The following is a 22,897-nucleotide window of genomic DNA, read 5'->3' on the forward strand; positions in this document are numbered from 1 at the left end:
TCAGCCTCCTTGATAACGGGCGGGCGGGTATCGGTCGTACAGCTCCGAGGACCAATACGTGGCCAGGTGGGGACGGCCCTTGTGCACACGTGCCGATGCATAGGTGTGTATCCCGCGCCCGTCCGACAGCGGACGGCGGGCCACGTGGTTCAGCAGTGACTGATAGCAGCCGCTGGGGAGCCCCATATCGGTCATGACGGAGCTGATGCGATCGCGCATTGTTGCGTCGCTCTTCGCGTACCGCCACAGCGGCACGTACACCGTGGCGGAGACAGGGACATGCTCGCCGGCAGCCGTAAACGTCAGATTACTGACAAGGGGCTGTTCTCTGAGCTCGCCGGCCCGGCCGGTCAGCTTCCGGCAGAATTCGCCCAGGAGGCCGGACTCATGCTGCGCGGAAATCTCCATGCGGGCGTCCAGGTCTGCCGGGGAGACATCGTAGTGACGAAAATACACCTTGATGCGCGACTCGGGACCGTCGATCAGGTCGAGACCGAAGTAGACGATTCGATCGAGATCGAATCCCCGACGAGCATATGCGCTGACCGCTTTCCATGCCTTACCGAACCCCAAGCGCTCCAGCGCCTCGCGAGTCCGCTCGGCGCCGGTCATGACGTTATTGGCGCTCGGATTCAGATAGACCTTGAACTCGGGCCGCCCCGTTGGCGCGAAGATGGCGGCGCACATCATGGCGAAGCCGCTCGGGCCTTCGTCCGGCAGGAACAGATCCCGAACTGTCGCGAGTCGGTCGTCGACGGCGCCGAAGTCACGGGTGAGCCCTTGAGAAAGCTCGATCGCTGATTCCTGTGCGGCCAGAGTATTCGGCTCGTCCGGGATTGCCTCCACGAGCACCCGGACTTTCACGCAGCCATCCGAAAAAGCGGCGGAAAACTCGATCGGCGAACCGTCGGCACACACATCCGAGTGCCAATCGGGTTGCTGCGCGATCCACCGTCTCCCCCACGGCGAAAGCATCCTGCGCAGCACCCTCACCCCTTGCTCGACATCCAGCCCAGCGCTCTCAAGGAGACGTTTTGCGGTGGAAATCCCGTAATCCAGGAACGTCACGTCAGCAGACCCTCGCGAATCCGACTGCGGAGACAACATGGAATTCCTCCCCTATCTCTCACCGGTCTCGCCGTACAGCGCGCTTGCCTCACCGACCCATCGGCCGTCCCCGATAGGCCCCCAGGACCCTGCCTGCCACTCCGCCAGAGAATCGGATTTTATTGACTTAAGAAATAACGAAGAATCTCCCCACCCGACAGAAGCGCACAGGGGGCTTGCGGAGTGCTTCCCATCGTCAGCGCGCGCCCTTGCCTGACGGGTGTGCACACCGTCGACCAGTGAGACAGGATCAGCCTCGTCGGGCCCCGGGATTCAGGGCCACCGTGCGTGGGCGCGGGCCGAGGGCGGTGCGGTCATGGCGCGTTCTCGCTTTGGCGAACCTGCTTCGACTCCGCGGTTTACGCCAAGATGGTAGATCTGGCTTCGGGACGCTGCGAAATGGGGGGGCTCGCGTGATTGGTCTGGCAGGAGTGAACCTGGAAGTCGGCCCGGCCGTCGTGGTGGGCGCGGGTCGACCGGACGCGGTGGGCGGGTGACCGGCCGGTCGGCGCACGCGGTGTTACCCCCGTCGCTGCGCGCGTGGATCGGGCCGATCGCGGTCCTCGCTGCACTGGTGGTCGTCGTGCAGGGGGGCCTGTACGCCGGCCACAGCGAGCCCGGCAGGGTGGACAGGTGGTTCGTCGACCCGACGGCGGACAGCGTGCGGGCGCCGTGGCGGAGCGTCGCTCTGACCATCGACTTTCTGGGGGAGCCCGCCGGAGCGGCGGCGCTGGTCGTGGCCGTCGTGGCCGGCTGCCTGCTGCTTCGGCGTCCTCGCGCGGCGGTGCTCGTCGTTGTCGGGGCCGGCATGAGCGTGGGAACGGCCACCCTGCTCAAGTCCCTGGTGGGGCGCACCATTCACGGCCACGGCAACCTGTCCTATCCGAGCGGGCACACCGCCTTCTTCACCGCGCTCGCCCTTGTCGTGGCGCTGCTCGCGAGCGGCCGGCTCGGCCTTGGCAGGACGGCCGGCACATCACTCGTGCTCGCCGCGGCGCTGGTTGGCGGCGCCGCCATGGGATGGGCCCAGGTCGCCCTGGGCGCGCACTACCCGACCGACGTCCTCGGCGGCGGGTGCACCGCGCTGGCGGTGATACCGGTGACCGCGTGGCTGGTCGACCGGATGGCTGACCGGCTGGTCGACCGGAGGGCCGGTCAGGTGGCCGATCGGGTGACCGACGCCGGTCGGCGGGAGCGCCGCTGACGTCACGGCACGTCTCGTCACGCCAAGCGGCGGAATACGGGCTTCACCGGTCGCCCACCCAGCCAGGGCGTGGGATCCCCGGCGTCCAGCGCCTTTCGGTACACCGCGCAAGCCTGGGCCACCACGTCGACGGTGTGGTCGATGTCGGCGTCGCTGAGTGCGCTGCTCACCACGAACGAGGGGGCGAGCACTCCGCCCGCGAGGAGCCGGCGCAGGAACAGGGTGCGGTACCGCTGCGACGGTTGCCGGTTCTCGTCGAGGGTGGCGAAGACCAGGTTGCTGTGCCGGCCCCGGACGACGACGTGGTCGCCGACGCCCATGCTCGCCGCGGCTTCGCGGACACCGGCGGCCAACCGCTCACCGAGGGCGTGCAGTTGTGCGGTGATGCCCTCTTCGACGTAGGTGGCTTGCACGGCCATCGCGGCTGCCAGGGAGTGCGTTTCCGCGCCGTGCGTGGTGGACAGCAGGAACACCCGGTCGTCGGAGTGCCGCAGCCCGCCCCGTTCCATCAGCTCACGGCGCCCGGCGAGCGCGGAGACGGCGAATCCGTTGCCGAGCGCCTTGCCGAACGTGGAGAGGTCGGGGACGACGCCGTACAGGCCCTGGGCGCCCGCTTCGGACCAGCGGAGGCCGGTGATCATCTCGTCGAAGATCAGTACGCAGCCGTGCCGGTCGGCCAGTTCGCGCAGCCCTGCGAGATACCCGGGTGGGGGCTCGGTGTGTGTGGTGGCCGGTTCGAGGATCAGGCAGGCGACCTCGTCCTGGTGCCGGGTGAGCATTTCCTCCGTGGCCGCCAAGTCCCCGTAAGGGAAGGACACCGTGAGTTCGGTGGTCGCCGTGGGGATGCCGGCGGACATCGGCGTGGTGCCGATGAACCAGTCGTCGGTGGAGAAGAACGGATGGTCGGCGCAGATCGCCACTCGCGGGCGGCCGGTGACGGCGCGGGCGAGGCGTACCGCGGCGGTGGTGACGTCGGAGCCGTTCTTCGCGAACTTCACCATCTCGGCGCTCGGCACCGTGGCCAGGAAACGTTCCCCGGCCTCGACCTCCACGATGGACGGCCGAACGAAGTTGCTGCCGCGGTCGAGTTGCCGCCGCACCGCCTCGATCACCCGCGGGTGGGCGTGGCCGAGGCTGACCGACCGCAGGCCGGAGCCGTACTCGATGTAGCGGTTGCCGTCGATGTCCCACACGTGGGCACCGCGGCCGTGGCTGATGACCGGGGCCAGGTTCTCGGGGTACTGGTCGTCGCCCTTGGCGTAGGTGTGCGCGCCTCCGGGGATCAGGTCGTGCAGCCGCTCGTTCGCCGTCCGCGACCGGGTCAGGACGAACTCCTCGGATTCCTCGGTGTGTTCGGTGTCCACGCCGACTTCACCCTTCCTTGCGCTTCAGGACCTCGGCGAGGCTGGGCGCCTCCCGGTCCCGCTGGGACATCGATGTGACCGGCAGCGGCCAGGGGATGGCGAGCTCCGGGGCGTCGAAGGCGATCGTCACGTCCTCGGCCGGGTCGTGCGGGCGGTCGATCCGATACGAGGTGTCGGCGGTTTCGGTCAGCGCCTGGAAGCCGTGTGCGCAGCCCGCCGGGATGTAGAGGGTCTTCTGGGTCTCGTCGGACAGCTCGAAGAAGGCCCGGTTGCGGTAGGTCGGTGAGTCCGGACGCAGGTCCACGATGACGTCGAAGATCCTCCCGTACGAGCACCGCACCAGCTTCGCCTCGCCGGCGCCGGAACGCAGGTGCAGACCGCGCAGCACGCCCCGGACCGAGCGGGACAGGCTGTCCTGGACGAAGGCGTCCGGGTCGAGGCCCACCGAGCGGACCACGTCGGCGTCGAAGGTGCGGCAGAAGAAGCCGCGTTCGTCTGCGTACGGTGTCGGTTCGAAGAGATACGCGCCGGCGATCTCCGGGACTTCGGCCGCCTTCATTTAGCCTCCTGCAAGGTGTGGGTGTGGTCGGTCGCCGGGAACAGGGCCGTGGTCAACGCGGTGAATTGGTGGGCGAGTTGCTGTGCGGCGATCAGGTTCCGCTCGGCGAGGGTCCGCCGCAGCTCCGCCGATCGCTTCTCCAGCGCCCGGAACTGCTCGAGCAGCCGGTCGGCGTCGACTTCGCGGGCCGGGTGGCAGTACGCGCCAAGGCCCATCCGGTCCATCAGGGCTTCGCTCTTCGCCGCATAGCAGAGGGCGAGCACCGGGGTGCCGGTCTTCAGCGCGCAGATCAGGTTGTGGTACCTGACCGCCACCACGGTGTCGGCGGCCGCCATCTCCTTCATCAGGTCGGCCAGTGACGACGGCTCGGAAGCGGTGACCAGCGGCGAGTCCACCGCATCGAGGATCGCGGCGACCACCGACGCATCGCACTCGTCGCCGGTGAGCAGCCGGACCGGCCTGCCTTCCTGGACCAGCGCGCGGACGAACCGGATCGTCCCGTCGAGGTAGCGCCCGTATATCTCCTCGGCCCGCGCGCGGTCGTCGTTGCCGCCGTGGAAGTCCATGACACCGACGCAGACCGTGCGCGACGGGCCCGCAGGCACTCTCGGCGGCGGTGTCGGCAGGGAGAACGCGAGGTCCGGATAGACCTCGTCGCGCGCGGTGTCCACGCCCATCGCCCGCATCGCGTCGCGGGACCGGTCGTCCCGGTACGAGCGGTACGTCGCCAGCCGCGCCGACCAGCGCACCAGGGCCCGGGTCGGCCGGTTGCCGATCTCGGCGGCGCCGACGCTGACCAGCGCGACCCGGGTGCGCAGCAGCCGGCCGCTCGCGCAGAGCAGGAACAGCGAGTACGGGAAGCCCCACGGCCGCAGCGGCAGCGTGGCCTCCAGGACGCCCATGCCCGGCACGATCACCAGGTTGTGCCGGCGCACCCAGGCGGCGGTGCGGAAGGCGTCGACGAGTTTGCCCAGCCCCTTCGCCGCGATCGCGCCCGCGCGCGACGCGGTCCGGTACTCGCCGCGGTACCAGTGCAGCCGCGTCGCGGGGATCCCGAACCGGGCGGTGACGGCTTCGGGTCCGCCGCACAGCGCGTCCACCACTGCCTCCGGGTGCTCGGCGCGGAGGTATCCGAGGACGGCTTCGAGCGACCCGTCGTTGCCGAGGTTGCCGGAGCCGAGCAGGCCGAACACCCCCACACGTGTGACCGTCTTCATGCCTGCCGCCCCTCGCGGCCCGCGACGAGGGCGTCGACGGAGACCGTGAGTCCGCCCGGGTCGACCGGGGCGCGGTCCTCGACCCGCTCGCCGGCGCCCGGCCGGGCCCGGCTGGTCATCCACGCGGCCAGGTGGCGGTAGCAGGCGCGCCGGTCGGCCTGGGACAGCGGCGCCCGCCGGATCGCCGAGGCGAAGCCCCAGACGTACTCGGCGAGCAGCCGGGGCGTCGGGTGCAGCGGGCCCGCCCGGCGCGGGTCCAGGTTGACGCACCGGGAGCGCTTGGACGGGTTCGCCCGCTCGGCGCGGGTGGGGTGGTCGCGGCGGAAGTACAGCAGTTCGGGCACCTGGTGGAAGGGCCCGTGCAGGGTGATCTCGGCGACGAAGGTGCGGTCCGCGTGGTGGTAGCTGTCCATCGGTTTCACCCGGCGCAGTACGTCGGCCCGCAGCACCCCGTAGAAGTCGTCACCACCGGGCTCGAACAGCAGACTGCGGAAGCGCTCCGGCGCGTGCGGCGAGTCGGTGGCGAGCCCGTACTCGTAGGGGACCTTCACCTGGCCGTCTCCGTCGATGACCGCCTGGCCGGTGTGCGCGAGGATCACGTCGGGCCGCTCGTCCAGCGCCTCCACGCAGCGCCGCAGCAGGTCGCGGCCGTAGAGGTCGTCGTGCGAGGCCCACTTGAACAGCTCGCCGCGGGACTCGACAAACACACGGTTGTGGTTCGGCGTGGCGCCGATGTTCCGGGGCAGCCGGAGGTACCGGATGCGCGAGTCCTGCCCGGCGTACTTACGGCAGATGTCCTGGGTCCCGTCGGTCGATGCGTTGTCGGAGATGATCAGCTCGAAGTCCTCGTAGGTCTGGCCGAGCAGGGCGTCGAGCGACTCGGCCAGGTACTCCTCGCCGTTGTAGACGGGCAGGCCGATGCTCAGCCTGGGGCGGTCGGTCATGAGGTCCTCACTTCGGGGATGGGGTGGTGGTGCTCGCGGAGGGCGGACCGCAGGTGCAGCCACCACACGGCCGAGCCGCTGACGGTCGCGGCGGCGACGCCCCAGGCCGAGCCGACCGTGCCGGCGACGGCCGCCCCGCCGAGCCCGCCGCTGACATAGCAGGCGGAGGCGAAGAGCTGGCAGCGCAGGCTGCGCCGGGCCGCACCCAGCGCGCGCAGCCCGGCCGCCGCGCCGGTGCCGAGCCCGGCGCCCGCGACGCCGAGGGTGACCGGCACGATGAGCTGTGCGGCGGAGTGCCAGACGTCGCCGAGCACGAACTCGCCGAGCCGGTCCGGCATCAGCTGCAGCGCCCCGCCCCAGAGCAGCGCGGCGGCGGCCTGCCCGCCGCCCAGCAGGAGGCAGAACGAGCCGAGGCGGTGCGGGGCCCGCCGCAGCACCCGGGCCGCCTCCGGGACGGTGACCAGCGAGAGCCCCATCAGCACGGCGAGGAACGGGCCGAGCAGGAGCTCGGCGCCCCGGACCGCACCCACCGCGCCGACCCCGACGATCGCGCCGAGCCCGTACGCCCGGAGCTGGCTCGCGCCGCTGAGGCTGACGTTCTCGACCAGGTACCGGTAGCCGAGATCGCGCTGTTCGCGAAGCCACCCGCGTGCCCCGGTCATCCGTGGCCGGATGCCGGACTGGAAGCAGCCGTACGCCGCCGCCACCGTGGCGGACGCGCCCCAGGCGAGCACGAAAGCGGCCACGCTGCCCACGCGGGCCGCCACCACCATGGCCGGGACGAGCGCGATGCCCCACACGAGGTCGTTGACGAACGCCTTCCGCCCGGTGCCGGCGGCGAAGAACGAGAACCGCCAGGCGTCCTGCAGCAGCAGCCCCGGCAGCATCACGCCGAGGCAGGCGAACGCGGGCCCCACACTGCCGCCGAGGGCGAGCCCGACCACCAGACACGCCGCGCCGATGGCGGCACCGACGCCGAGCGCGGTACCCGTCGACCGGGCCGCAGCGCCGCGCCAGGACGCGTCCGACACGCCGCTGAAGCGCACCACGAGCGGGTCGGTGGCAAGGCCGCGGGAGACGTTGAGCACCACGCCGTAGGTCACCCAGGCGAGGCTGAACACGCCGAACGCGGTCACCCCCAGCGAGCGGGCCACGTAGATGCCCACCACGAAGTTGCTCATGCTGGAGGCCGCCTGGTCGGCCAGGCCCCAGGAGAGCCTGCCGACGAGGGCCCGCTTGGCGGTCCGCCGGGCGTCTTTCGCCCCGTCCGCCGGTGTCGTCGTCTCCCCCTCGGTGGTCATCGGCGTCATGCCTTGATCAGCCCGGCGCCGCGCAGGGCATCGGCCGCGGCAGCGATGGTGTCGAACGGCAGCCCGGACCGCTCGGCGACGTCCAGCAGACTGTGCTCGCCGTCGGAGAGGTTGAGCACCCAGAGCATGGCCATCTGGGCCTGCTTGGTGTCGCTGCGGCCGCCGAGCGCGTCGTACAACCCGCGCCGGCCCAACTGCGGTTCGCCATAGGGGCTGAGGTTGAGGTACCGCCGGTTGCGGTCGAGGGCGGCGAATGCCTCGCGGCAGACTGCAAGGGTGTCCGCCATCGCCTCCGGGGAGACGAAGTCCAGGTTGTCCGCCGAGGTGTGGTACTCGGGGTAGCCCGCGTACGGGGTCCGGGTGAGCGAGCCCACGCCGAGGTCGAACCCGGGTGAGCAGAACTGCCGCTCGTCGTAGCCGTACGGAGTGAACTCGGTGACGCGGTGCGGGCGTTCGGAGGTGGCCAGCACGTGCCGCAGGACCCGGTCGATCTCCGCGTCACCGCGCCTGCTCTGCTTGTACGTCAGTTGGCCCGGGTCGCCGGCGCAGGCCAGCACGAGGCCGTGCTTCACCTGCTCGATCCGCTGCGCGTTGCGGGCCAGCCAGGTGATCGCCCCGATGGTGCCGGGCGCGAAGATGAACCGGTAGGTGTAGTACGGCGTCTGCTGCGCCAGCGCCCGGGCCAGGAACGTCGCCACCGCGATGCCTGCCAGGTTGTCGTTGGCCAGCGACGGGTGGCAGACGTGGCAGGAGACGATCACCTCGTCGGGGACCTGCCCGGGGACCACGTGCTCGGCGTAGGTGAGGTGGCCGTCCGCGAGTGTGGAGTCGATGCGGACCTCGTACTCGCCGTCCGGCAGCGCGTCCAGGGTCTCCTGGGCCAGGCAGAACCCCCATTCCGGCTTGTAGTAACTGGTGCGGTAGGGCACCCAGCTCGGGTGGTCCGGCAGGGTGTGCAGGTGTTCGCGCAGCTCGGCCAGTGGCATGGTCGCCGACACCGGCACGCTGTAGCCGAGCACATGCAGGCTGGACGCGGCGAAGTCGACGACACGGTTGCCCGCGCTGTCGGCGATGTACGCGTCCCGGATGTTCCACTCCTGCGGCACCGTCCAGTCGAGTACCTGGGTCCCGGTCGGCACCTCGTGCACCTGCAGCGGGAGGTACTCGCCGACGATGTCGAGGGTGGCGCGCACACCGTCGCCGGTGATGCTCCGGCAGAGCGGGTACAGCCGCTCCACCAGCGTGTACATCTCTTCGCCGGCGGTGGTCATCGGCTGTTCGCCGGCCGCGGTCATCGGCGCCACCGCAGGGTGTCGTCGACGGCGCCGGCGTCGGACGCCGCGCGCAGCACGGCAAGGCGGGTGAAGCGCCGCTCGAAGTCCTCCCGGGTCAGCCCGAACTCCCGGTAGGCGTCGGCGAGTTCCAGCGCGCCCTGCTTCACCGTCCACTCGCAGTCGAAGCCGGGTATCGCCGTGCGGAACCGGGAGAAGTCCACCCGGTACGAGCGCGGGTCGGCGCCGTTCTCCCCGGTGATCCTCACCTTCGCGCCGGACACCGCCTCGGCGACCTGTTCGGCGATCTCGGCGACGGTGACGTTGTTGACCTCGCTGCCGATGTTGAACGCCCGGTCGTGCACCGCTTCGCGCGGCGCGACCAGGGCGGCCGCGAAGGCCCGTGCGATGTCGGCGGCGTGCACCAGCGGGCGCCAGGGCGTGCCGTCGGAGAGCACCAGCACCTCGCCGGACAGGAGCGCGTGGCCCACCAGGTTGTTCAGCACGATGTCGGCGCGCAGCCGGGGTGAGTAGCCGAAGGCGGTGGCGTTGCGCATGTACACCGGGCTGAAGTCACCGTCGGACAGTGCGTGCAGATCGTCCTCCACCCGCACCTTGGACTCCGCGTAGGGCGTCACCGGGCGCAGCGGGGCGTCCTCGGTCACCAGGTCGTCTCCGCCTGCGGCGCCGTAGACCGAGCAGGTCGAGGCGTACAGGAAGCGCCGCACTCCGGCGTCGCGGGCCAGTTGGGCAAGGCGTACGGACGCGTGGTGGTTGATGTCGTAGGTGAGGTCCGGCGCCAGCGAGCCCAGCGGGTCGTTGGACAGCGCGGCCAGGTGGATCACGGCGTCCACCCCTGCCACGTGTTCGGCCGTGATGTCCCGCAGATCCACCCGGTGTCCCGAAGGGTCGGCGGGCGACGGGCCGAGGACGCAGTCGGCGAAGAGGCCGGAGTCGAGGCCGACGACTTCGTGTCCGGCTGCCGCGAGGACCGGGGCCATGACGGTGCCCAGGTAGCCCTGGTGTCCGGTCAGTAGTACGCGCAAGGTTCATTCCCCCAGGTTGAAAGTGCTCAGGTCGAGCGTGAGTTTGGTGACGGCGAACGCCTCGGCGTAGCGGGCGTGGCATTCGATGCCGCGGATCCGCGCGAGGCCGAGAAAGGCTTCCCGGTCATACCAGGGCCGGTGCCGCTGCGAGGGGTAGTGCTCCTGCAGCAGCCGCACCTTCTGTTCGGCGATCTCCGGCGACAGCGGCTGGTAGGCGGCCGGACGGCCGAGATCGCCGTCCCACTTGACGATCTCGTAGCCGAGCACGAGGTGGTCGCGGAATGCGGTGGGGATCAGCTTCGCCAGGCCGCGGTGGTCCTGGTGCGCGTCATCGGTACGCGGCGCCAGGATCAGATCCGGGTCGGTCTGCCCGCGCAGTTCCTCGACCGCGGCCTTGGCCTCTTCCCAGTGCACGGGCATCCGGCCGTCCGGCAGCTTGAGCACGGTCAGCCGGAGGTCGGCGCCCGGGCAGAAGGCGGCGAGCGCGGCCTGCTCCTCCTGCTCCCGCTCGCTGCCACCCCCGGAGAGCACCAGCGCGTCGATGCGGATACCCGGATGCGCGAGGCACAGCGTCAGCAGCGTGCCGCCGGCGCCGATGGCGATGTCGTCGCAGTGCGCGCCCACCGCGACGATCCGGTCCAGACGCCCGGTCCCGAGCCGGATCATGCGCTCACCCCCGCGCCGTCCCGCTCCCACACGGCCCACGGGCGCTCACCGCGGGCGTAGGCGGCGTCGAGCGCGGCCCGCTCCTTCACGGTGTCGGTCGGCTTCCAGAAGCCGCGGTGCTGGTGCGCCACGAGCCGTCCGCGCTTGGCGAGTTGGGCGCACCCGTCGGCGACCAGGTCCCCGTTCTCCGGTATGTGGTCGAAGACCTCCTGGCGGAGCACGAAGTAACCGCCGTTCTCCCACAGCGGCAGTTCGCTCACCGCGGTGATGCCTCCCACCAGGCCGTCCTCACCCAACTCCACGCAGTGGAAGGAGGACTGCGGCGGCACCACCATCATCGACGCACCGGCGTCGCGCCGGGCGAACCGGTCGATCATCTCCGGCAGCGGGGCGTCGGTGAGCACGTCGGCGTAGTTGGCGAGGAACATCTCGTCGCCGTCCAGGTGGTGCCGCACCCGGCGCAGCCGCTCCCCGATCGGTGACTCGACGCCGGTCTGCGCGAACGTGATCGTCCAGTCCGAGATGTCGGTGGACAGCAGCTCGGTGCGCCCGCCTCTCAGGACGAAGTCGTTGGACACCGTCTCCTCGTAGTTGAGGAAGAAGTCCTTGATGTGGTGGGCTCCGTAGCCGAGACACAGGATGAACTCCGTGTGCCCGAAGTGCGCGTAGTAGCGCATGACGTGCCAGATCAGCGGTCGCGGGCCGACCATCGCCATCGGCTTGGGCACATCGTCGGAGGCGCCGCTGCGCATCCGCATCCCGTAACCGCCGCAGAACAGTACGACCTTCATGCTGCAACCTCTTTCACGACGTGACCTCGGCAATGCTCGGTTCGACAACGCTCAGTTCCGGGATGGGAAAGACAAGGCGGCCGCCCCAGTCGTGCACGAAGGAGAGCTGCTCGACCAGCTCGGCCCGCAGGTTCCACGGGAGAACGAGGACGTAGTCCGGCTTGTCGGCGGCTATCTGCTCGGGCGGCAGGATCGGGATGCGGGTGCCCGGGGTGAATCTGCCGTGCTTGTAGGGGTTGCGGTCGACCGTGTACGGGAGCAGGTCGGGGCGGATGCCGCAGTGGTTGAGCAGGGTGTTGCCCTTGCCCGGGGCGCCGTAGCCGACCACCGTCTCGCCGCGCTCGGCCGCCTCGATGAGGAACCGCAGCAGGTCCCGGCGCACCTTGGCCACCCGGGAGGAGAACTCGGTGTACCCGGACAGCTCCTGCAGCCCGGCGGCCTTCTCCCGGGCCAGCACGTCGGCCACCCTTCCCCAAGCTCTCGGCTCCGCTCGAGCAGGGGATACCCCAATGCTCGGCTCTCCGGCCACCTCGGCCGGCCGGGCCCACAGCCGGATGGAGCCGCCGTGCGTGGGCAGCAACTCGACGTCCACGAGCGCGAGTCCGCCGCTCGCCAGCGCCCGGATCGCGGACGCGACCGTGTAGTACTGGAAGTGCTCGTGGTAGATCGTGTCGTACTGGTTCTCCTCGATCAGGGTCAGCAGGTGCTGCACCTCGATGGAGACCCAGCCGTCGTCGGCGACCAGGGCGCGCAGTCCCTGGGTGAACCCGACCACGTCGGGGATGTGCGCGTACACGTTGTTGGCCACGACCAGGTCCGCCGGGCCGTGCTCTTCGCGCACGGCGGCGCCCGTGGCCGGGTCCAGGAACTCCGTGAGCGTGGGCACACCCGCGTCCCGCGCCGCGGCGCCCACGTTCACCGACGGCTCGATGCCGAGGCAGCGGATCCCCCGGTCCACCACGTGCTTCAGCAGGTACCCGTCGTTGCTCGCGACCTCGACCACGAAGGCGTCGGGGCCGTCGGTGTCGAGCCCCACCCGCGCTGCGGCATCGGCGACGAACGTGCGCGCGTGCTCCACCCAGGACGTCGAGTACGAGGAGAAGTACGCGTACTCCTTGAACGTCTCCTCCGGCGTGATCAGCGGCGGGATCTGCGCCAGCCAGCAGTCGGTGCAGACCCGCAGGTGCAGCGGATACGCGGGCTCCGGCTGATCCAGTTGGTCCGCGGCGAGAAAGCTCTCGCACGGTGGCGTCGCCCCGAGATCGACGACGCTCGCCAGCGCCGTCGAGCCGCAGAGTCGGCATCGTGTCATTTACTGCCCCCCATTGATTCCGTCCGACCCGCGATCGCGGTGCGGTACTCCTCCACCAGGCGCTCAAGCCCGACAGCCGGGCTGAAGCCCTGTTCGTAATGGCGCCGGGCCGCCTGTCCCATCTCCCGGTTGCGGGCCGGCCCGTTCGCGATCCGGCGTATGCAGGACACGAGCGAGGCGGACTCGCCCGGCCGGTGCAGCAGCCCGGTCACCCCGTCCTCGACGAGTTCGACGAAGGCGCCGTGACCGGCGGCGACGACCGGGACCCCCGCCGCCATCGCCTCCACGACCACCAGGCCGAACGCCTCCAGCCACGTCGAGGGAGCCAGCACGGCGACCGACCGCGCGATGGCCTCCCGGCATTGGTCCGTGTCGTACAGGCCGACGTACCGCACGTCGTCCCGGCCCGCGGCCCAGGCGGTCACCTCTCCCTCCAGCGGCCCCGTACCGGCGATCACGAGCGGCACGCCCACACCGCCGCTCGCGGCGATCTCGTCCCACGCGGCCATGAGCAGCCGCACGCCCTTGGCCTCCGCGAGCCGGCCGAGATAGAGCAGATGCTCGCCCTCGCCTTCTCGGCGGACGCCCGGCTCCGGCACGAAGTTGTGCTTCACCGCCAGCCGCTCGGCCGGCATGCCGGCGCGCACCAGGACGTCGCGCTGCGCCGCGGAGATGCAGAAGAAGCGCGTCACGCCCGACCACCACCGCCGCCGGTTGACCGACAGGCTGACCGCGAGCGGCACCGTTGCCAGCCGGGAGCCGCGGTAGCAGCCGTGCCGGACGGCGGGCAGCGGCGTCGATCCGACGCACTCGGTGCACGGCCGGCCGTCCCGTTGCAGCGTGCCGGGCGGGCAGACCTGGGTGTAGTTGTGCAGCGTGGCGACGGCGGGTACGCCGGCGTCGGCGCAGGCGGCCAGCACCGCGGGCGACAGGAGCGGGAAGACGTTGTGGACGTGCACCACGTCAGGGCGTGAGGTGCGGAGCCGGGCGGCGAGCTCCGCTCGGACCGCCGGGTTCCACGGCACAAGGAGCGGCACCGCGGCCTTGCCCGGCAGGGACCGGGCGGCGATGTCATCGCTGCGCCGCTCGAACACCTCGACCCGGTGACCTGCGCCGCGCAGCAGCGCCACCTCCTGGTCGACGACCTTGTTCTCCCCGCTCGGCTGCGCCGAGGCGTAGCGGTTGTGCACTACCAGTACGTGAACGCCGTCCATGCTCAGCTCACCTCCGTTCTCTGGGCCCAGCGCGGAATGCGTTGTCGAGGGCCTTCGGGCGTTGCGAAGGGGCCGGCCGCGGCAGGTGCCGCCAGCAGCGAGGCGGCGACGGCCAGATGCAACAGATACGGCGAGGCGTCGCCGAGGCCGGCCTCGGTGTACGACGCGATCGCGCAGTAGCTGATCAGGAAGATCGCGCACGCCCTCGACAACGACGGTGGCCGCAGCAACGCGACGCCGCCCAGCACGATGACGATCGCCGCCACCAGGGCGACGCCGGTCAGACCCTGTTCCTGGTAAACGGCCAGCCAGCTGTTGTCGATCGGCAGCCCGCCGAACGACTTGTCGCCCAGGCCCACTCCGAACAGTTCCTCCACGGTCGACCGGGGCGCTGCCAGCAGGGCGTCCCAGACCTTGGCCCGGCCGGTGAGATTGGAGAAGTTCTCCTGGCTCTGCCCGCGCAGGAACCACGACTGCAGCGCGGAGCTGAACGCCACCGCGGCCACTGCGGCGCACAGCACCGCCCAGGTGAAGAACCGGCGGGCTGCGGCGCTGGTCAGGAGGAGCGAGCCGATCGCCAGCGCCAGCCCGATGAGCAGGCCGACCGTGGCCGTCCGGGTATGCGTCAAGGCGAGCAGGACGAGTGACGGCACGATGACCACTGCCGCGCTCGCCCTGTCGGTGCGGCGGCCCAGTACCAGCAGCACCGTGAGCCCGATGATCACCGCGGCGTACTGGCCGATCTGCGGCGGCGTGAGCGGCCACAAAGCGCCGACCAGCCGTCCGCCGTACAGCTCGGGCAGGGCCGCGCCCGGTGAGATGACCAGGCCGGCGACCACGGAGCCGAGCACCGCGAAGTACATCCGGATGTGGTGCCGGACGAACGTCGGGCCGCCGTCCCACCAGCGGCTGAGCAGCCACAGTGTGCCGACGAAGAGAGCCAGCCGGGCGCACCGGAACAGCGCACCGAATCCGGACTCCAGGTGCGCACTGGAGAGCACGCTCGTCACCAGCAGCAGGGTGAGGAGGAACAGGAAGGAGCCGGCTCGGATGCGCAGCCGGGGGTTGAGTGCGAGCGCCAGCGAGAACGCGGCGGCCAGCGCGCCCATGGTGACCAACTGGATGAGGGAGCGGGGCAGCGGGACGATAGTCTTCGCCCCGGCGGAGCCGAGCGTGTTGAGGACCAGCAGCCCCCAGACGATCCCGACGGTCTTCGGTGTGCCGGCAGGGCCCATCTCAACCACCGTCCCGTGGGCTGAAGGTGCTGCCCGCGTCCTGCTGGTACGGCGTGGCCTGCCACTGTCCGGAGTCGAGTATCCGGCTCGGGTCGTGGGCGACGAACTTCCACGGTCCGAGGTAGACGTTGTCGTGCCAGCGGTTGTGCTGCTTGCGGGTGATCGCCTCGGCCACCCCCTCGCCCTGGTACGGCGACCAGTCCGGATAGGTGCCGTAGTTGGCCAGCACCGCCATGCGGTCGCACTTCACCGTGCACTCGACGACGGACTTGTCGAGCACGAAGCGGTTGCCGTGGATGTCCACCCGCTGGGTCTTCCACCGGCAGTCGGCGTAGAGCGGTGCGGTGGTGATCGCCGGTTTCGCGCAGCGGTCGGTGTCCCGCACCAGCAGTGTGCAGTCACCGGAGGAGGTGTTGGCCGGGCTGTTGCAGAACCGGTCGGCGTTCTCCCACAGGGTGATCCCGGACCAGTTGTTCTCCAGCACGTTCCGGTAGATCTCGATCTTGTCGGTGCGGGCTCTGATCCGTGGTTCGCCGCCGGACTCGGACAGGTAGACGGTCGCGAACGGGAAGCTGTCGCCGCGGTCGGCCGCCCTGCGGCCCTCGACCCAGTTGTTCCGCCGGATCGTGTTGTTCCGGATGACCGCGTTGTAGCTGGTCTCGTAGATCAGCGCGGCACCGTCGTTGGCCTCGAGCACATTGTTCTCGATGCGGAAGTCATTGTTGTTGGTGTCCGCCCACAGCCCTGTGCCACGGTTGTCGTGCACCCAGTTGCCGCGCACGTCGGCGCCGTTGACGGCCCAGAACTTGATGCCTCCGGTACAGCCGCAGCCCTTCCGCCGCCGCTCCCAGTCGCCGGTGTTGTTGCCCGTGATCTCGTTGCCCTCGACCACCAGATCGCTGATACGGCCGCCGGACTTGTACGCGTTCATGCCGTACTGGCCGTTGTCGCGCAGGCAGTTGGCACGGACCCGCTGGCGGGCACCGGCCATCAGCCCGGCGCCGGAGTTGTGCTGGATCGTCGCGTGCTCGATCACCCAGCCGTCGGCCGAGTCATGGTTGACCACGCCCTCGTTCTGCGGCGCGACGAAACCCTGCACGGTCAGGTGGCGGATGGTGACGTTGCGGGCGGTACCACCGAACGCGTACTGGTTCTTCTTCCGGCCGTCGAGCACCGCGCCCGGCGCACCGAGATAGCGGTCCCCCTTCTTGGGGACGACCTGGGCGTAGCGGTCCGGGTCGAGCCTGTGCTTGCCCGGCCGAAGCCAGAACGTGGTGTGGGGCGGACTGCTCTTGGTCTTCGCCGCCAGGTCACCGACCACCGCGGGGTCGACCGTCACCGCGCCCGCCGGTGCCTTCGCCGGCCCGGCCGCGGGCTTGGCGCACACCCGGGCCACGGGCGTGGCTGACGCCCCGGACTTGGACGGCGTGCCGGCCGCCTTCGCCGGGGCGTCCGGCGCGCTCGTACAGCCGGTCGCCGCCAGCAGGGCCAGCGTCAGCGGTGCCGCCGCCCACGCCCAGTGCCACCTCTTGCTCTCCACGCGCCCCCCTAGCCGCGGAACCTGAGCACGGTGGTGAAGCCCCCCGACGACACAGCGCCGTCGGCGAAGCCGGTGCCGACCAGCGTGGTGGTGGGTTCCTTGCGCCCGAAGCCGGCGGAGTACCAGCCCAGCGGCGGATCGGTCTCGCCGCGGTGCGCCCGCCAGGACAGCTCTCCGGGCAGGTCGAGCACCGCGGAGCGGTCCTCGCCGTCCCGGGTCCAGGTGAGCACGGCCCGGTTGCCCGTCAGGTCCGCGGCGATCGCGGGGCCGAGATGGAACGCCAGCTGCACTGCCCGGCGCGGGCCACGCACCTCATCGACCACCCTCAACTCTTGCTTCGGGGCGCTCAGTTCCACCCGTCGGCGGTGCACTGCACCGTCGGTCTCCTGGTAACCGTCGTGCTCGGCACACCAGCGGGCCATACCCTCGTTGGATGTGTCCACGGCCAGAACGCGGCTGCGGGCATGCCGGGTCCACAGGAACGGGCCGCCGGAGACGGACTGGTCACTGCCGTCCAGTTGCAGGGTGTTGTGGCCGAGGGTCGACCGGAAGTACTGCCGCCACTCGCGCTGCCCGTGGTAGCAGTACGTCCCCGGGTCGGCGAGCACGTCGACGCCGTCGTGCCGGACCTCCACGGACAGCGCGTCCGCGTGGGCGTGCGCGGCGATGGACAGGAAGCCGTGCGGACCGGCGTCGCAGCGACACCAGATCTCGCCCGTTTCCCCCGGGCCGCGCAGGATGGTGAGCCCCGCGTCGGCGAAGTGGGCGGGGCGGCCTGCCGGGCGGGTCGCGGCCAGTTCCGTGGGCTTGATGAGCGCGGCCAGCAGCGGCGTGCGCACATCGGTGCCGGTCACCGTCGGCCACCAGGCGAGTCGGCCGAATATGGCGTCCCCGGTGGCCAGCAGCGAGGCCCAGCGGTCGGTGCCCGCGCCGTCCACGACGAGACCGTGCCCGTCGTCCGCGTCCCCCTGGCGCGGCGGCCGCAACCGGCCGTCCACGACGGCCGCGAGCGCGTCGGTCATCCGCAGCAGTACCAGGCGTACGGTCGCGGGGACCGGTACGCCGACCGCGTCCGCCTCGGCCAGCGCGGCGAGCCCCAACTCCAGTACCAGGCCGTGGTATTCAGTGGCCAGCTCGCGGTTGAGGCCGGAGAGAAAGGTGTTGCCGCGCAGGTGCCGCTCCAGCGACCGCAGCGCGCCGGCCCGCCAGCGGGCCGAGGAGGGGAACCAGTCGAAGGCGCAGGCCGCGGCGAACTGCCCGGCGGCCTCGGCGATGACGTGGTTGTTCGCCGAGGACCCCCGGCTGGGGAAGGCGGCCAGCCAGCGCTGGTGGTGCCAGATCTGGTTCTGCGCCACCGGGTTGTCCTCGAACAGAGCGGCCGCGCCCGGCCAGCCGTCGAGCAGCCGGCGGATCCACACCCAGGACAGCAGCCGGATGCCCAGCTCGATGCCGCTGATCCAGTGCACCCCGCGCAGCGGCGGGTTGGCCGCCCACCACGACCGCAGATGCTCGGCCACGCGCTCGGCGTACCGCTCGTCCCCGGTGACCGCGTAGGCGGCGGCGAGCACGGTGAGGTACTGGTGCCGGGACGGCTCCCAGATCTGCTTGATGTCCCCGACCGCGTCCTCGTTCCGGTACGGCACGTCGAAGGCGTAGCCCCACGGAGCCCGGCGCCCGGTCTTCGGGTCGAGCCACCAGTCCGGGTCGGTCAGGTCGTCGCGGACCACCCCGAAGTACTCGGCGTGCCCGTACATCAGCCGGTCGGCCTCGGCTATGAGACGTTTCGCGGCGTCCGGAGGTATTGCGGTGATCGTCCCGGCGGGCAGGACCGCGGTGAACCGGGTGCCGGTCACACTCGGGCAGTCCGGCCGCGCCGTCCGCCAACGCCTCCTGCGCACCGCGTCGCCCACCCGGCCCGCGACCTCCTGCGGTCCCATCCGGGACAGTCGCCGCAGATACCAGCCCGCACTCCCCGAGCTCACAGTCATCGCGTCCTCGCCAAGGACACCGGCGCGCCGCCGGCCAGACCGGCCTGTACGGCGAGGGTGGCCGCCGTGGTGGCGACCAGTGACTCCAGCGGCACCGGCATCGGCCCGCCGGTCCGCACGGCCTTGATGAACGCGGCCAGTTCGGCGTTCTGGCCCTTGTCCCGGGCCTTGGGCAGCCGCGAACTGACCCACCGCTTGCGCCCGCTGTCGTACACCGAGGCACGGACGAAGTCGTCGAGCCGCAGCACCTTGCCGTCCGCGACCAGGTCCAGCGTCTCCTTGGGGAAGCCGGGCGCGCCGGTGGTGACGTAGCTGAGGGTGGCGGTGGAGCCGTCCGGGTAGCGCAACACGACCTGCAGGTCCTCGTTGCCGGTCGTGGCGACCGCGTACACCGAGACCGGATCGGCGCCGAGCAGCCAGCTCGCCGTGTCGATGAAGTGTCCGCCCTCGCCGGCGAACCGCGTGCCCTCGGTGCCCTGTTGGAGGTACCAGCTGCCGTGCTGCAGCCGGCCCGCGTTGACGAGGTAGCGCAGGCTCGCCGGTCCCGTCCGGACGCCGAACCGCTTCTTCGCTTCCTGGAGCAGCGGCGCGAAGCGGCGGTTGAAGCCGACCTGAATCCGGTCGTTGCCGGACTCCTCCACCGCCGCGAGCACGCCGGCCAGCTCGTCCTCGGTGAGGGCCAGGGGCTTCTCCACGAACACGGTCTTGCCGGCCAGCAGTGCTCTCCGGGTCAGTTCGGCGTGCGAGCTGTGCCGGGTGACCACGAACACCGCGTCGATGGACTTGTCGCCGAGCACGGCGTCGAGGTCGGTGGTCGCCTCGGCGAAGCCGAACTTCCGCTGCGCGTTGGCCGCGGACAGCGCCGTCGTGGTGACGACCGTGGACAACTCGACGCCCTCGCGCTGGGCGAGGTGCGGCAGCAGCATCGACGTCGCGTAGTTCCCGGCGCCGATGAAGGCGAGGCGTACGGGCGTCTTCGCGGCGCGCGCCGTGCTCGGCCGTGCGGGCACCGCGGGCACGGCGACCTCCGGGGCCGCGGTCTCCACCGTCTGCCCGGGGTACCGGAACAGCACAGCCACGGCCTTGAGATCGCCGTCCTTCAGGCGCTGGTACGTCTCGACGGCGTCGTCGAAATCGGCGACGTGGGAGACCAGGGGCTCCACGTCGACGCTGCCGCGGGCGAGGAGGTCGAGGAAGCACGCCAGGTTGCGGCGCTCGGTCCAGCGCACGTAGCCGATCGGGTAGTCCCGGCCCTCCAGCTCGTACTCCGGGTCGTAGCGCCCGGGGCCGTAACTGCGGGAGAACCGGACGTCGAGCTCCTTCTCGTAGTACGCGTTCCACGGCAGGTCCAGGCGGCACTTGCCGATGTCGACGACCCGGCCGCGGTCCCGGCAGAGCCGGGCGGCCAGCTCGACGGGCTGGTTGCTGCCGCCGCCGGCGGCCAGGTACACCTGGTCCACGCCGTGACCGCCGGTGAGTTCGGCGACGGCGGCTTCGACGGCCGCGGACGCGGGATCGCCGCAGGCCGCGGCGCCCAGGCGCTCGGCGAGCTCGCAGCGCACCGGGTCGGGGTCGGCCCCGACGACGCGCACTCCCGAGGCGGCGAGGAGCTGCACCACGAGCTGTCCGATCAGCCCGAGGCCGATGACCAGTGCCACTTCGCCGAGTTGTGACTCGCCTTGGCGGACGCCCTGCAGCGCGATCGACCCGACGGTGCCGAAGGCCGCGTGCCGCGGCGCGAGGCCGTCCGGCACCGGAGCGTAGAGGTTCTTCGGCACCCAGTTCAGCTCTGCGTGCAACGCGTGCTCGTTGCCGGCGCAGGCCACCAGGTCGCCGACCTTCACGTCGTCGATCCCGGCGCCGACCTGCTCGACCACCCCGCACAGCGAGTAGCCCAACGGCGTGTAGGAGTCCAGCTTGCCCATCACCTTGCGGTAGGTGGCGGGCACCCCGTTGGTGGCCACGCTCTGCATGACCTTGGCCACCTGGTCAGGGCGGGAGCGGGCCTTGCCCAGCATCGACATGCCGGCCTCGGACACCTTCATGAGCTCGGTCCCGGTGGAGATCAGCGAGTAGGCGCTGCGGACCAGCACACCGCCCGGCTTGCACCCCGGCACCGGCACGTCGAGCACCGCCAGCTCGCCGCTCTTGTAGTTCTGTACAACCTGCTTCACTCGAACTCCTCTGAATTCCTAAGCCGTTAACCGAGTGCTCTGGCCGGACCCAGAGGTCGCGCCGCGATACCAGTACTCGAGGGTCAGTACGTGCCACAGATGCTTGGAGAAGTCCCGCTGCCCGGCGGCGTCCTCGGCGACCATCCGCGCCAGCGCGTCGCGGCGCAGGATCCCGGAATTGACGAGTACGCCGTCGTTCACCACCTCGCGCACCAGCGGTGCCAGATCCCGGCTCATCCAGGCGCGCAGCGGGGCGCTGAACAGGCCCTTGGGCCGGTACACGATCTCCCGGGGCAGGATCGAGGTGGCCGCCTCCTTGAGGACGGCCTTGCCCTGCCGTCCGACGATCTTGCGATCGCCGGGGAAGACGAAGGCCGCCTTGACCACCTCGACGTCCACGTACGGCACCCGCACCTCGGTCGAGGCGGCCATGCTGGAGCGGTCCGTGTAGGCGAGGTTCAGGCCCGGCAGGAACATCCGGGCGTCGCCCAGGCACATGCGGTTGACGAAGTCGTCGAGGTCGTTGTCCTGGTAGATGTCCGCATGCTCGGTCAGCACGTCGTCGACCGTCCCGGCCAGGTCCGGATCGACCAGGGCGAGCAGCTCGTCCTGGTCGTACATGGTGTAGCTGCGCCGGAACGCGGTCTCCTCCGGCAGGTCGGCGAAGGAGAGGAACCGCTTCGCGAAGCGCACCGACCGGTACCCCCGGCGGGCCGAGGCGACCGGCAGCCGGTCCACGACCCCGGACAGCCCGCGCCGCAGGGGCCGCGGGACGCGCTGGTAGCGCAGCGCGAGCAGGTTGGCCAGGTGTTTGCGGTATCCGGCGAACAGCTCGTCGGCGCCCATCCCCGAGAGCAGCACCTTGACCCCGGCCTCCCGGGCGGCCGAGCAGATCAGGAAGGTGTTGATCGCGGCGGGGTCGCCGATCGGCTCGTCCAGGTGGTGCGTCATCCGCGGCAGCAGGTCGAGCACGTTCGGGGCGATCTCGATCTCGTGCAGGTCGACACCGAACTGCCCGGCCACCTGCCGGGCGTAGCGCAGGTCGTCCGGCATCGCCTCGAACTTCGCGTCCTCGGCGCGGAATCCGATCGTGTAAGCGGAGATCCCAGGTCGGTCGCGGGCCGCCAGCGCGGTCAGGTAGCTGGAGTCGAGGCCGCCGGAGAGGAAGGTCGCCACGGGTACGTCGGAGAGCAGGTGGCGCCGGGTCGACTCCTCGACGATGGCGGCCAGGTCCGGCCGCTCGCCGCTCCGGGCCCGCTCCCGGCCCTCGGCGGCGACGTCCTTCAGGTGCCAGTACCGGCCGCGCTCCACCCGGCCGTCGGGCCGGCATCGCAGCCAGCTCCCCGGCGGCAGCTTCTCCGCTTCGCGGAACGCGCAGCGTGAGTCCGGCACCCAGTAGTACAGCAGCGAGGCCACCAGCGCCGCGTGGTCCACCTCAAGCGACCCGCCGGTGGCGGCGGCCAGCGCCTTGAGTTCGGAGGCGAACACCAGACCCTCGCCGCGCCGGAGGAGGAACAGCGGCTTGATGCCCAACTGGTCGCGGGCCAGGACCAGTTCACCGGTGCGCTCGTCGAAGATGCCGAACGCGAACATGCCGCGCAGCCGGGGCAGGCAGTCCGTGCCCCAGCGCCGCCATGCCTCCAGCAGCACCTCGGTGTCGGAGGTGCCGCGGAAGCGCACCCCGGCGGCCGTCAGTTCGGCACGCAGCTCGGGCGCGTTGTACAGCTCGCCGTTGTAGGTGAGGGCGAGGCCGTCCGAGACCATCGGCTGGGCGCCGGTCCCGGACAGATCGATGATGGCGAGCCGGCGGTGCCCGAGGTGCACTTCGCCGTCACCGACGGAGTGGCTGTACCTGCCTGCCCCGTCCGGACCGCGGTGGGCGAGGGTGTCGGTGAGCCGGTCGGTCACGACCTTCCCGTCCGGCCATCGATACGTGCCTGCGATGCCACACATGT

At 70.9% G+C, this 22,897-nt stretch carries 18 protein-coding genes; 1 reads left to right on the forward strand and 17 read right to left on the reverse strand.

The genetic code is table 11. From position 1 onward, the window contains the following. Entirely contained in the window at window positions 1-1,068 is a 1,068-nt protein-coding gene (locus tag IG84_RS0111205; RefSeq protein ID WP_245659308.1) for a tryptophan dimethylallyltransferase family protein, read from the reverse strand. A gap of 532 nt (window positions 1,069-1,600) precedes the next feature. Here IG84_RS0111205 and IG84_RS0111210 point away from each other — a divergent pair. Further along, a complete protein-coding gene (locus tag IG84_RS0111210) occupies window positions 1,601-2,311 on the forward strand; it encodes a phosphatase PAP2 family protein (RefSeq protein WP_031054540.1) in 711 nt (236 codons plus the stop codon). Between the two features lie 17 nt (window positions 2,312-2,328). Here IG84_RS0111210 and IG84_RS0111215 read toward each other — a convergent pair whose 3' ends face one another. The 16 genes from IG84_RS0111215 to asnB are packed head-to-tail and all read right to left on the reverse strand — an operon-like array spanning window position 2,329 to window position 22,895. Then, window positions 2,329-3,675, reverse strand: coding sequence for a glutamate-1-semialdehyde 2,1-aminomutase (locus IG84_RS0111215; protein WP_031054543.1), 1,347 nt, complete (start codon window positions 3,673-3,675; stop codon window positions 2,329-2,331). A gap of 7 nt (window positions 3,676-3,682) precedes the next feature. Beyond that, a complete protein-coding gene (rfbC, locus tag IG84_RS0111220; protein ID WP_031054545.1) occupies window positions 3,683-4,234 on the reverse strand; it encodes a dTDP-4-dehydrorhamnose 3,5-epimerase in 552 nt (183 codons plus the stop codon). Then, window positions 4,231-5,451, reverse strand: coding sequence for a polysaccharide pyruvyl transferase family protein (locus IG84_RS0111225; protein ID WP_031054547.1), 1,221 nt, complete (start codon window positions 5,449-5,451; stop codon window positions 4,231-4,233). The genes rfbC and IG84_RS0111225 overlap by 4 nt, the downstream gene beginning before the upstream one ends. After that, window positions 5,448-6,395, reverse strand: a complete 948-nt coding sequence (locus IG84_RS0111230; RefSeq protein ID WP_031054548.1) for a glycosyltransferase family 2 protein — start codon at window positions 6,393-6,395, stop codon at window positions 5,448-5,450. Before IG84_RS0111230 ends, IG84_RS0111225 begins: the two co-directional genes overlap by 4 nt. Then, the gene (locus tag IG84_RS0111235; protein ID WP_031054550.1) at window positions 6,392-7,696 is read right to left on the reverse strand and encodes an MATE family efflux transporter; all 1,305 of its coding nucleotides are present in this window, start codon (window positions 7,694-7,696) and stop codon (window positions 6,392-6,394) included. The genes IG84_RS0111230 and IG84_RS0111235 overlap by 4 nt, the downstream gene beginning before the upstream one ends. Window positions 7,697-7,701: 5 nt before the next feature. Further along, window positions 7,702-8,976: a DUF4910 domain-containing protein gene (locus IG84_RS0111240; protein ID WP_031054551.1), complete on the reverse strand. Its 1,275-nt coding sequence runs from the start codon at window positions 8,974-8,976 to the stop codon at window positions 7,702-7,704. Window positions 8,977-8,996: 20 nt separating this feature from the next. After that, window positions 8,997-10,022: an NAD-dependent epimerase/dehydratase family protein gene (locus IG84_RS0111245; protein WP_031054553.1), complete on the reverse strand. Its 1,026-nt coding sequence runs from the start codon at window positions 10,020-10,022 to the stop codon at window positions 8,997-8,999. A 3-nt stretch (window positions 10,023-10,025) separates the two neighbouring features. Beyond that, window positions 10,026-10,688 (reverse strand): PIG-L deacetylase family protein, encoded by a 663-nt coding sequence (locus IG84_RS0111250; protein ID WP_031054555.1) that lies wholly within the window; start codon window positions 10,686-10,688, stop codon window positions 10,026-10,028. Beyond that, window positions 10,685-11,479, reverse strand: coding sequence for a sugar phosphate nucleotidyltransferase (locus IG84_RS0111255; RefSeq protein ID WP_031054557.1), 795 nt, complete (start codon window positions 11,477-11,479; stop codon window positions 10,685-10,687). The genes IG84_RS0111250 and IG84_RS0111255 overlap by 4 nt, the downstream gene beginning before the upstream one ends. 13 nt (window positions 11,480-11,492) lie before the next feature. Beyond that, window positions 11,493-12,791 carry a class I SAM-dependent methyltransferase gene (locus IG84_RS0111260; protein WP_031054560.1) on the reverse strand — a complete coding sequence of 433 codons (1,299 nt, stop codon included), beginning with the start codon at window positions 12,789-12,791 and terminating at the stop codon, window positions 11,493-11,495. Continuing rightward, window positions 12,788-14,005 carry a glycosyltransferase gene (locus tag IG84_RS0111265; RefSeq protein ID WP_031054562.1) on the reverse strand — a complete coding sequence of 406 codons (1,218 nt, stop codon included), beginning with the start codon at window positions 14,003-14,005 and terminating at the stop codon, window positions 12,788-12,790. Before IG84_RS0111265 ends, IG84_RS0111260 begins: the two co-directional genes overlap by 4 nt. Before the next feature lie 2 nt (window positions 14,006-14,007). Next, window positions 14,008-15,240, reverse strand: coding sequence for a membrane protein (locus tag IG84_RS0111270; protein WP_031054563.1), 1,233 nt, complete (start codon window positions 15,238-15,240; stop codon window positions 14,008-14,010). 1 nt (window position 15,241) lies between these two features. Beyond that, the gene (locus tag IG84_RS0111275) at window positions 15,242-16,780 is read right to left on the reverse strand and encodes a right-handed parallel beta-helix repeat-containing protein (RefSeq protein WP_031054565.1); all 1,539 of its coding nucleotides are present in this window, start codon (window positions 16,778-16,780) and stop codon (window positions 15,242-15,244) included. An 8-nt stretch (window positions 16,781-16,788) separates the two neighbouring features. Beyond that, window positions 16,789-18,768, reverse strand: a complete 1,980-nt coding sequence (locus tag IG84_RS0111280) for an alginate lyase family protein (RefSeq protein WP_031054568.1) — start codon at window positions 18,766-18,768, stop codon at window positions 16,789-16,791. Next, window positions 18,765-20,942 (reverse strand): bi-domain-containing oxidoreductase, encoded by a 2,178-nt coding sequence (locus tag IG84_RS0111285; RefSeq protein ID WP_031054569.1) that lies wholly within the window; start codon window positions 20,940-20,942, stop codon window positions 18,765-18,767. Before IG84_RS0111285 ends, IG84_RS0111280 begins: the two co-directional genes overlap by 4 nt. A gap of 18 nt (window positions 20,943-20,960) precedes the next feature. Then, window positions 20,961-22,895, reverse strand: coding sequence for an asparagine synthase (glutamine-hydrolyzing) (asnB, locus tag IG84_RS0111290; protein ID WP_031054571.1), 1,935 nt, complete (start codon window positions 22,893-22,895; stop codon window positions 20,961-20,963). Window positions 22,896-22,897: the final 2 nt, after the last annotated feature.

The sequence above is a fragment of the Streptomyces ochraceiscleroticus genome, from assembly GCF_000720485.1.
GTDB classification, from domain to species: Bacteria; Actinomycetota; Actinomycetes; order Streptomycetales; family Streptomycetaceae; genus Streptomyces; species Streptomyces ochraceiscleroticus.

Bases quoted from the DNA above. Each gene is read 5' to 3' on its own strand.
- rfbC (WP_031054545.1), bottom strand. From the start codon at position 4,234: ATGAAGGCGGCCGAAGTCCCGGAGATCGCCGGCGCGTATCTCTTCGAA.
- IG84_RS0111225 (WP_031054547.1), bottom strand. From the start codon at position 5,451: ATGAAGACGGTCACACGTGTGGGGGTGTTCGGCCTGCTCGGCTCCGGC.
- IG84_RS0111230 (WP_031054548.1), bottom strand. From the start codon at position 6,395: ATGACCGACCGCCCCAGGCTGAGCATCGGCCTGCCCGTCTACAACGGC.
- IG84_RS0111235 (WP_031054550.1), bottom strand. From the start codon at position 7,696: ATGACCACCGAGGGGGAGACGACGACACCGGCGGACGGGGCGAAAGAC.
- IG84_RS0111240 (WP_031054551.1), bottom strand. From the start codon at position 8,976: ATGACCACCGCCGGCGAAGAGATGTACACGCTGGTGGAGCGGCTGTAC.
- IG84_RS0111250 (WP_031054555.1), bottom strand. From the start codon at position 10,688: ATGATCCGGCTCGGGACCGGGCGTCTGGACCGGATCGTCGCGGTGGGC.
- IG84_RS0111255 (WP_031054557.1), bottom strand. From the start codon at position 11,479: ATGAAGGTCGTACTGTTCTGCGGCGGTTACGGGATGCGGATGCGCAGC.
- IG84_RS0111260 (WP_031054560.1), bottom strand. From the start codon at position 12,791: ATGACACGATGCCGACTCTGCGGCTCGACGGCGCTGGCGAGCGTCGTC.
- IG84_RS0111265 (WP_031054562.1), bottom strand. From the start codon at position 14,005: ATGGACGGCGTTCACGTACTGGTAGTGCACAACCGCTACGCCTCGGCG.
- IG84_RS0111270 (WP_031054563.1), bottom strand. From the start codon at position 15,240: ATGGGCCCTGCCGGCACACCGAAGACCGTCGGGATCGTCTGGGGGCTG.
- IG84_RS0111280 (WP_031054568.1), bottom strand. From the start codon at position 18,768: ATGACTGTGAGCTCGGGGAGTGCGGGCTGGTATCTGCGGCGACTGTCC.
- asnB (WP_031054571.1), bottom strand. From the start codon at position 22,895: ATGTGTGGCATCGCAGGCACGTATCGATGGCCGGACGGGAAGGTCGTG.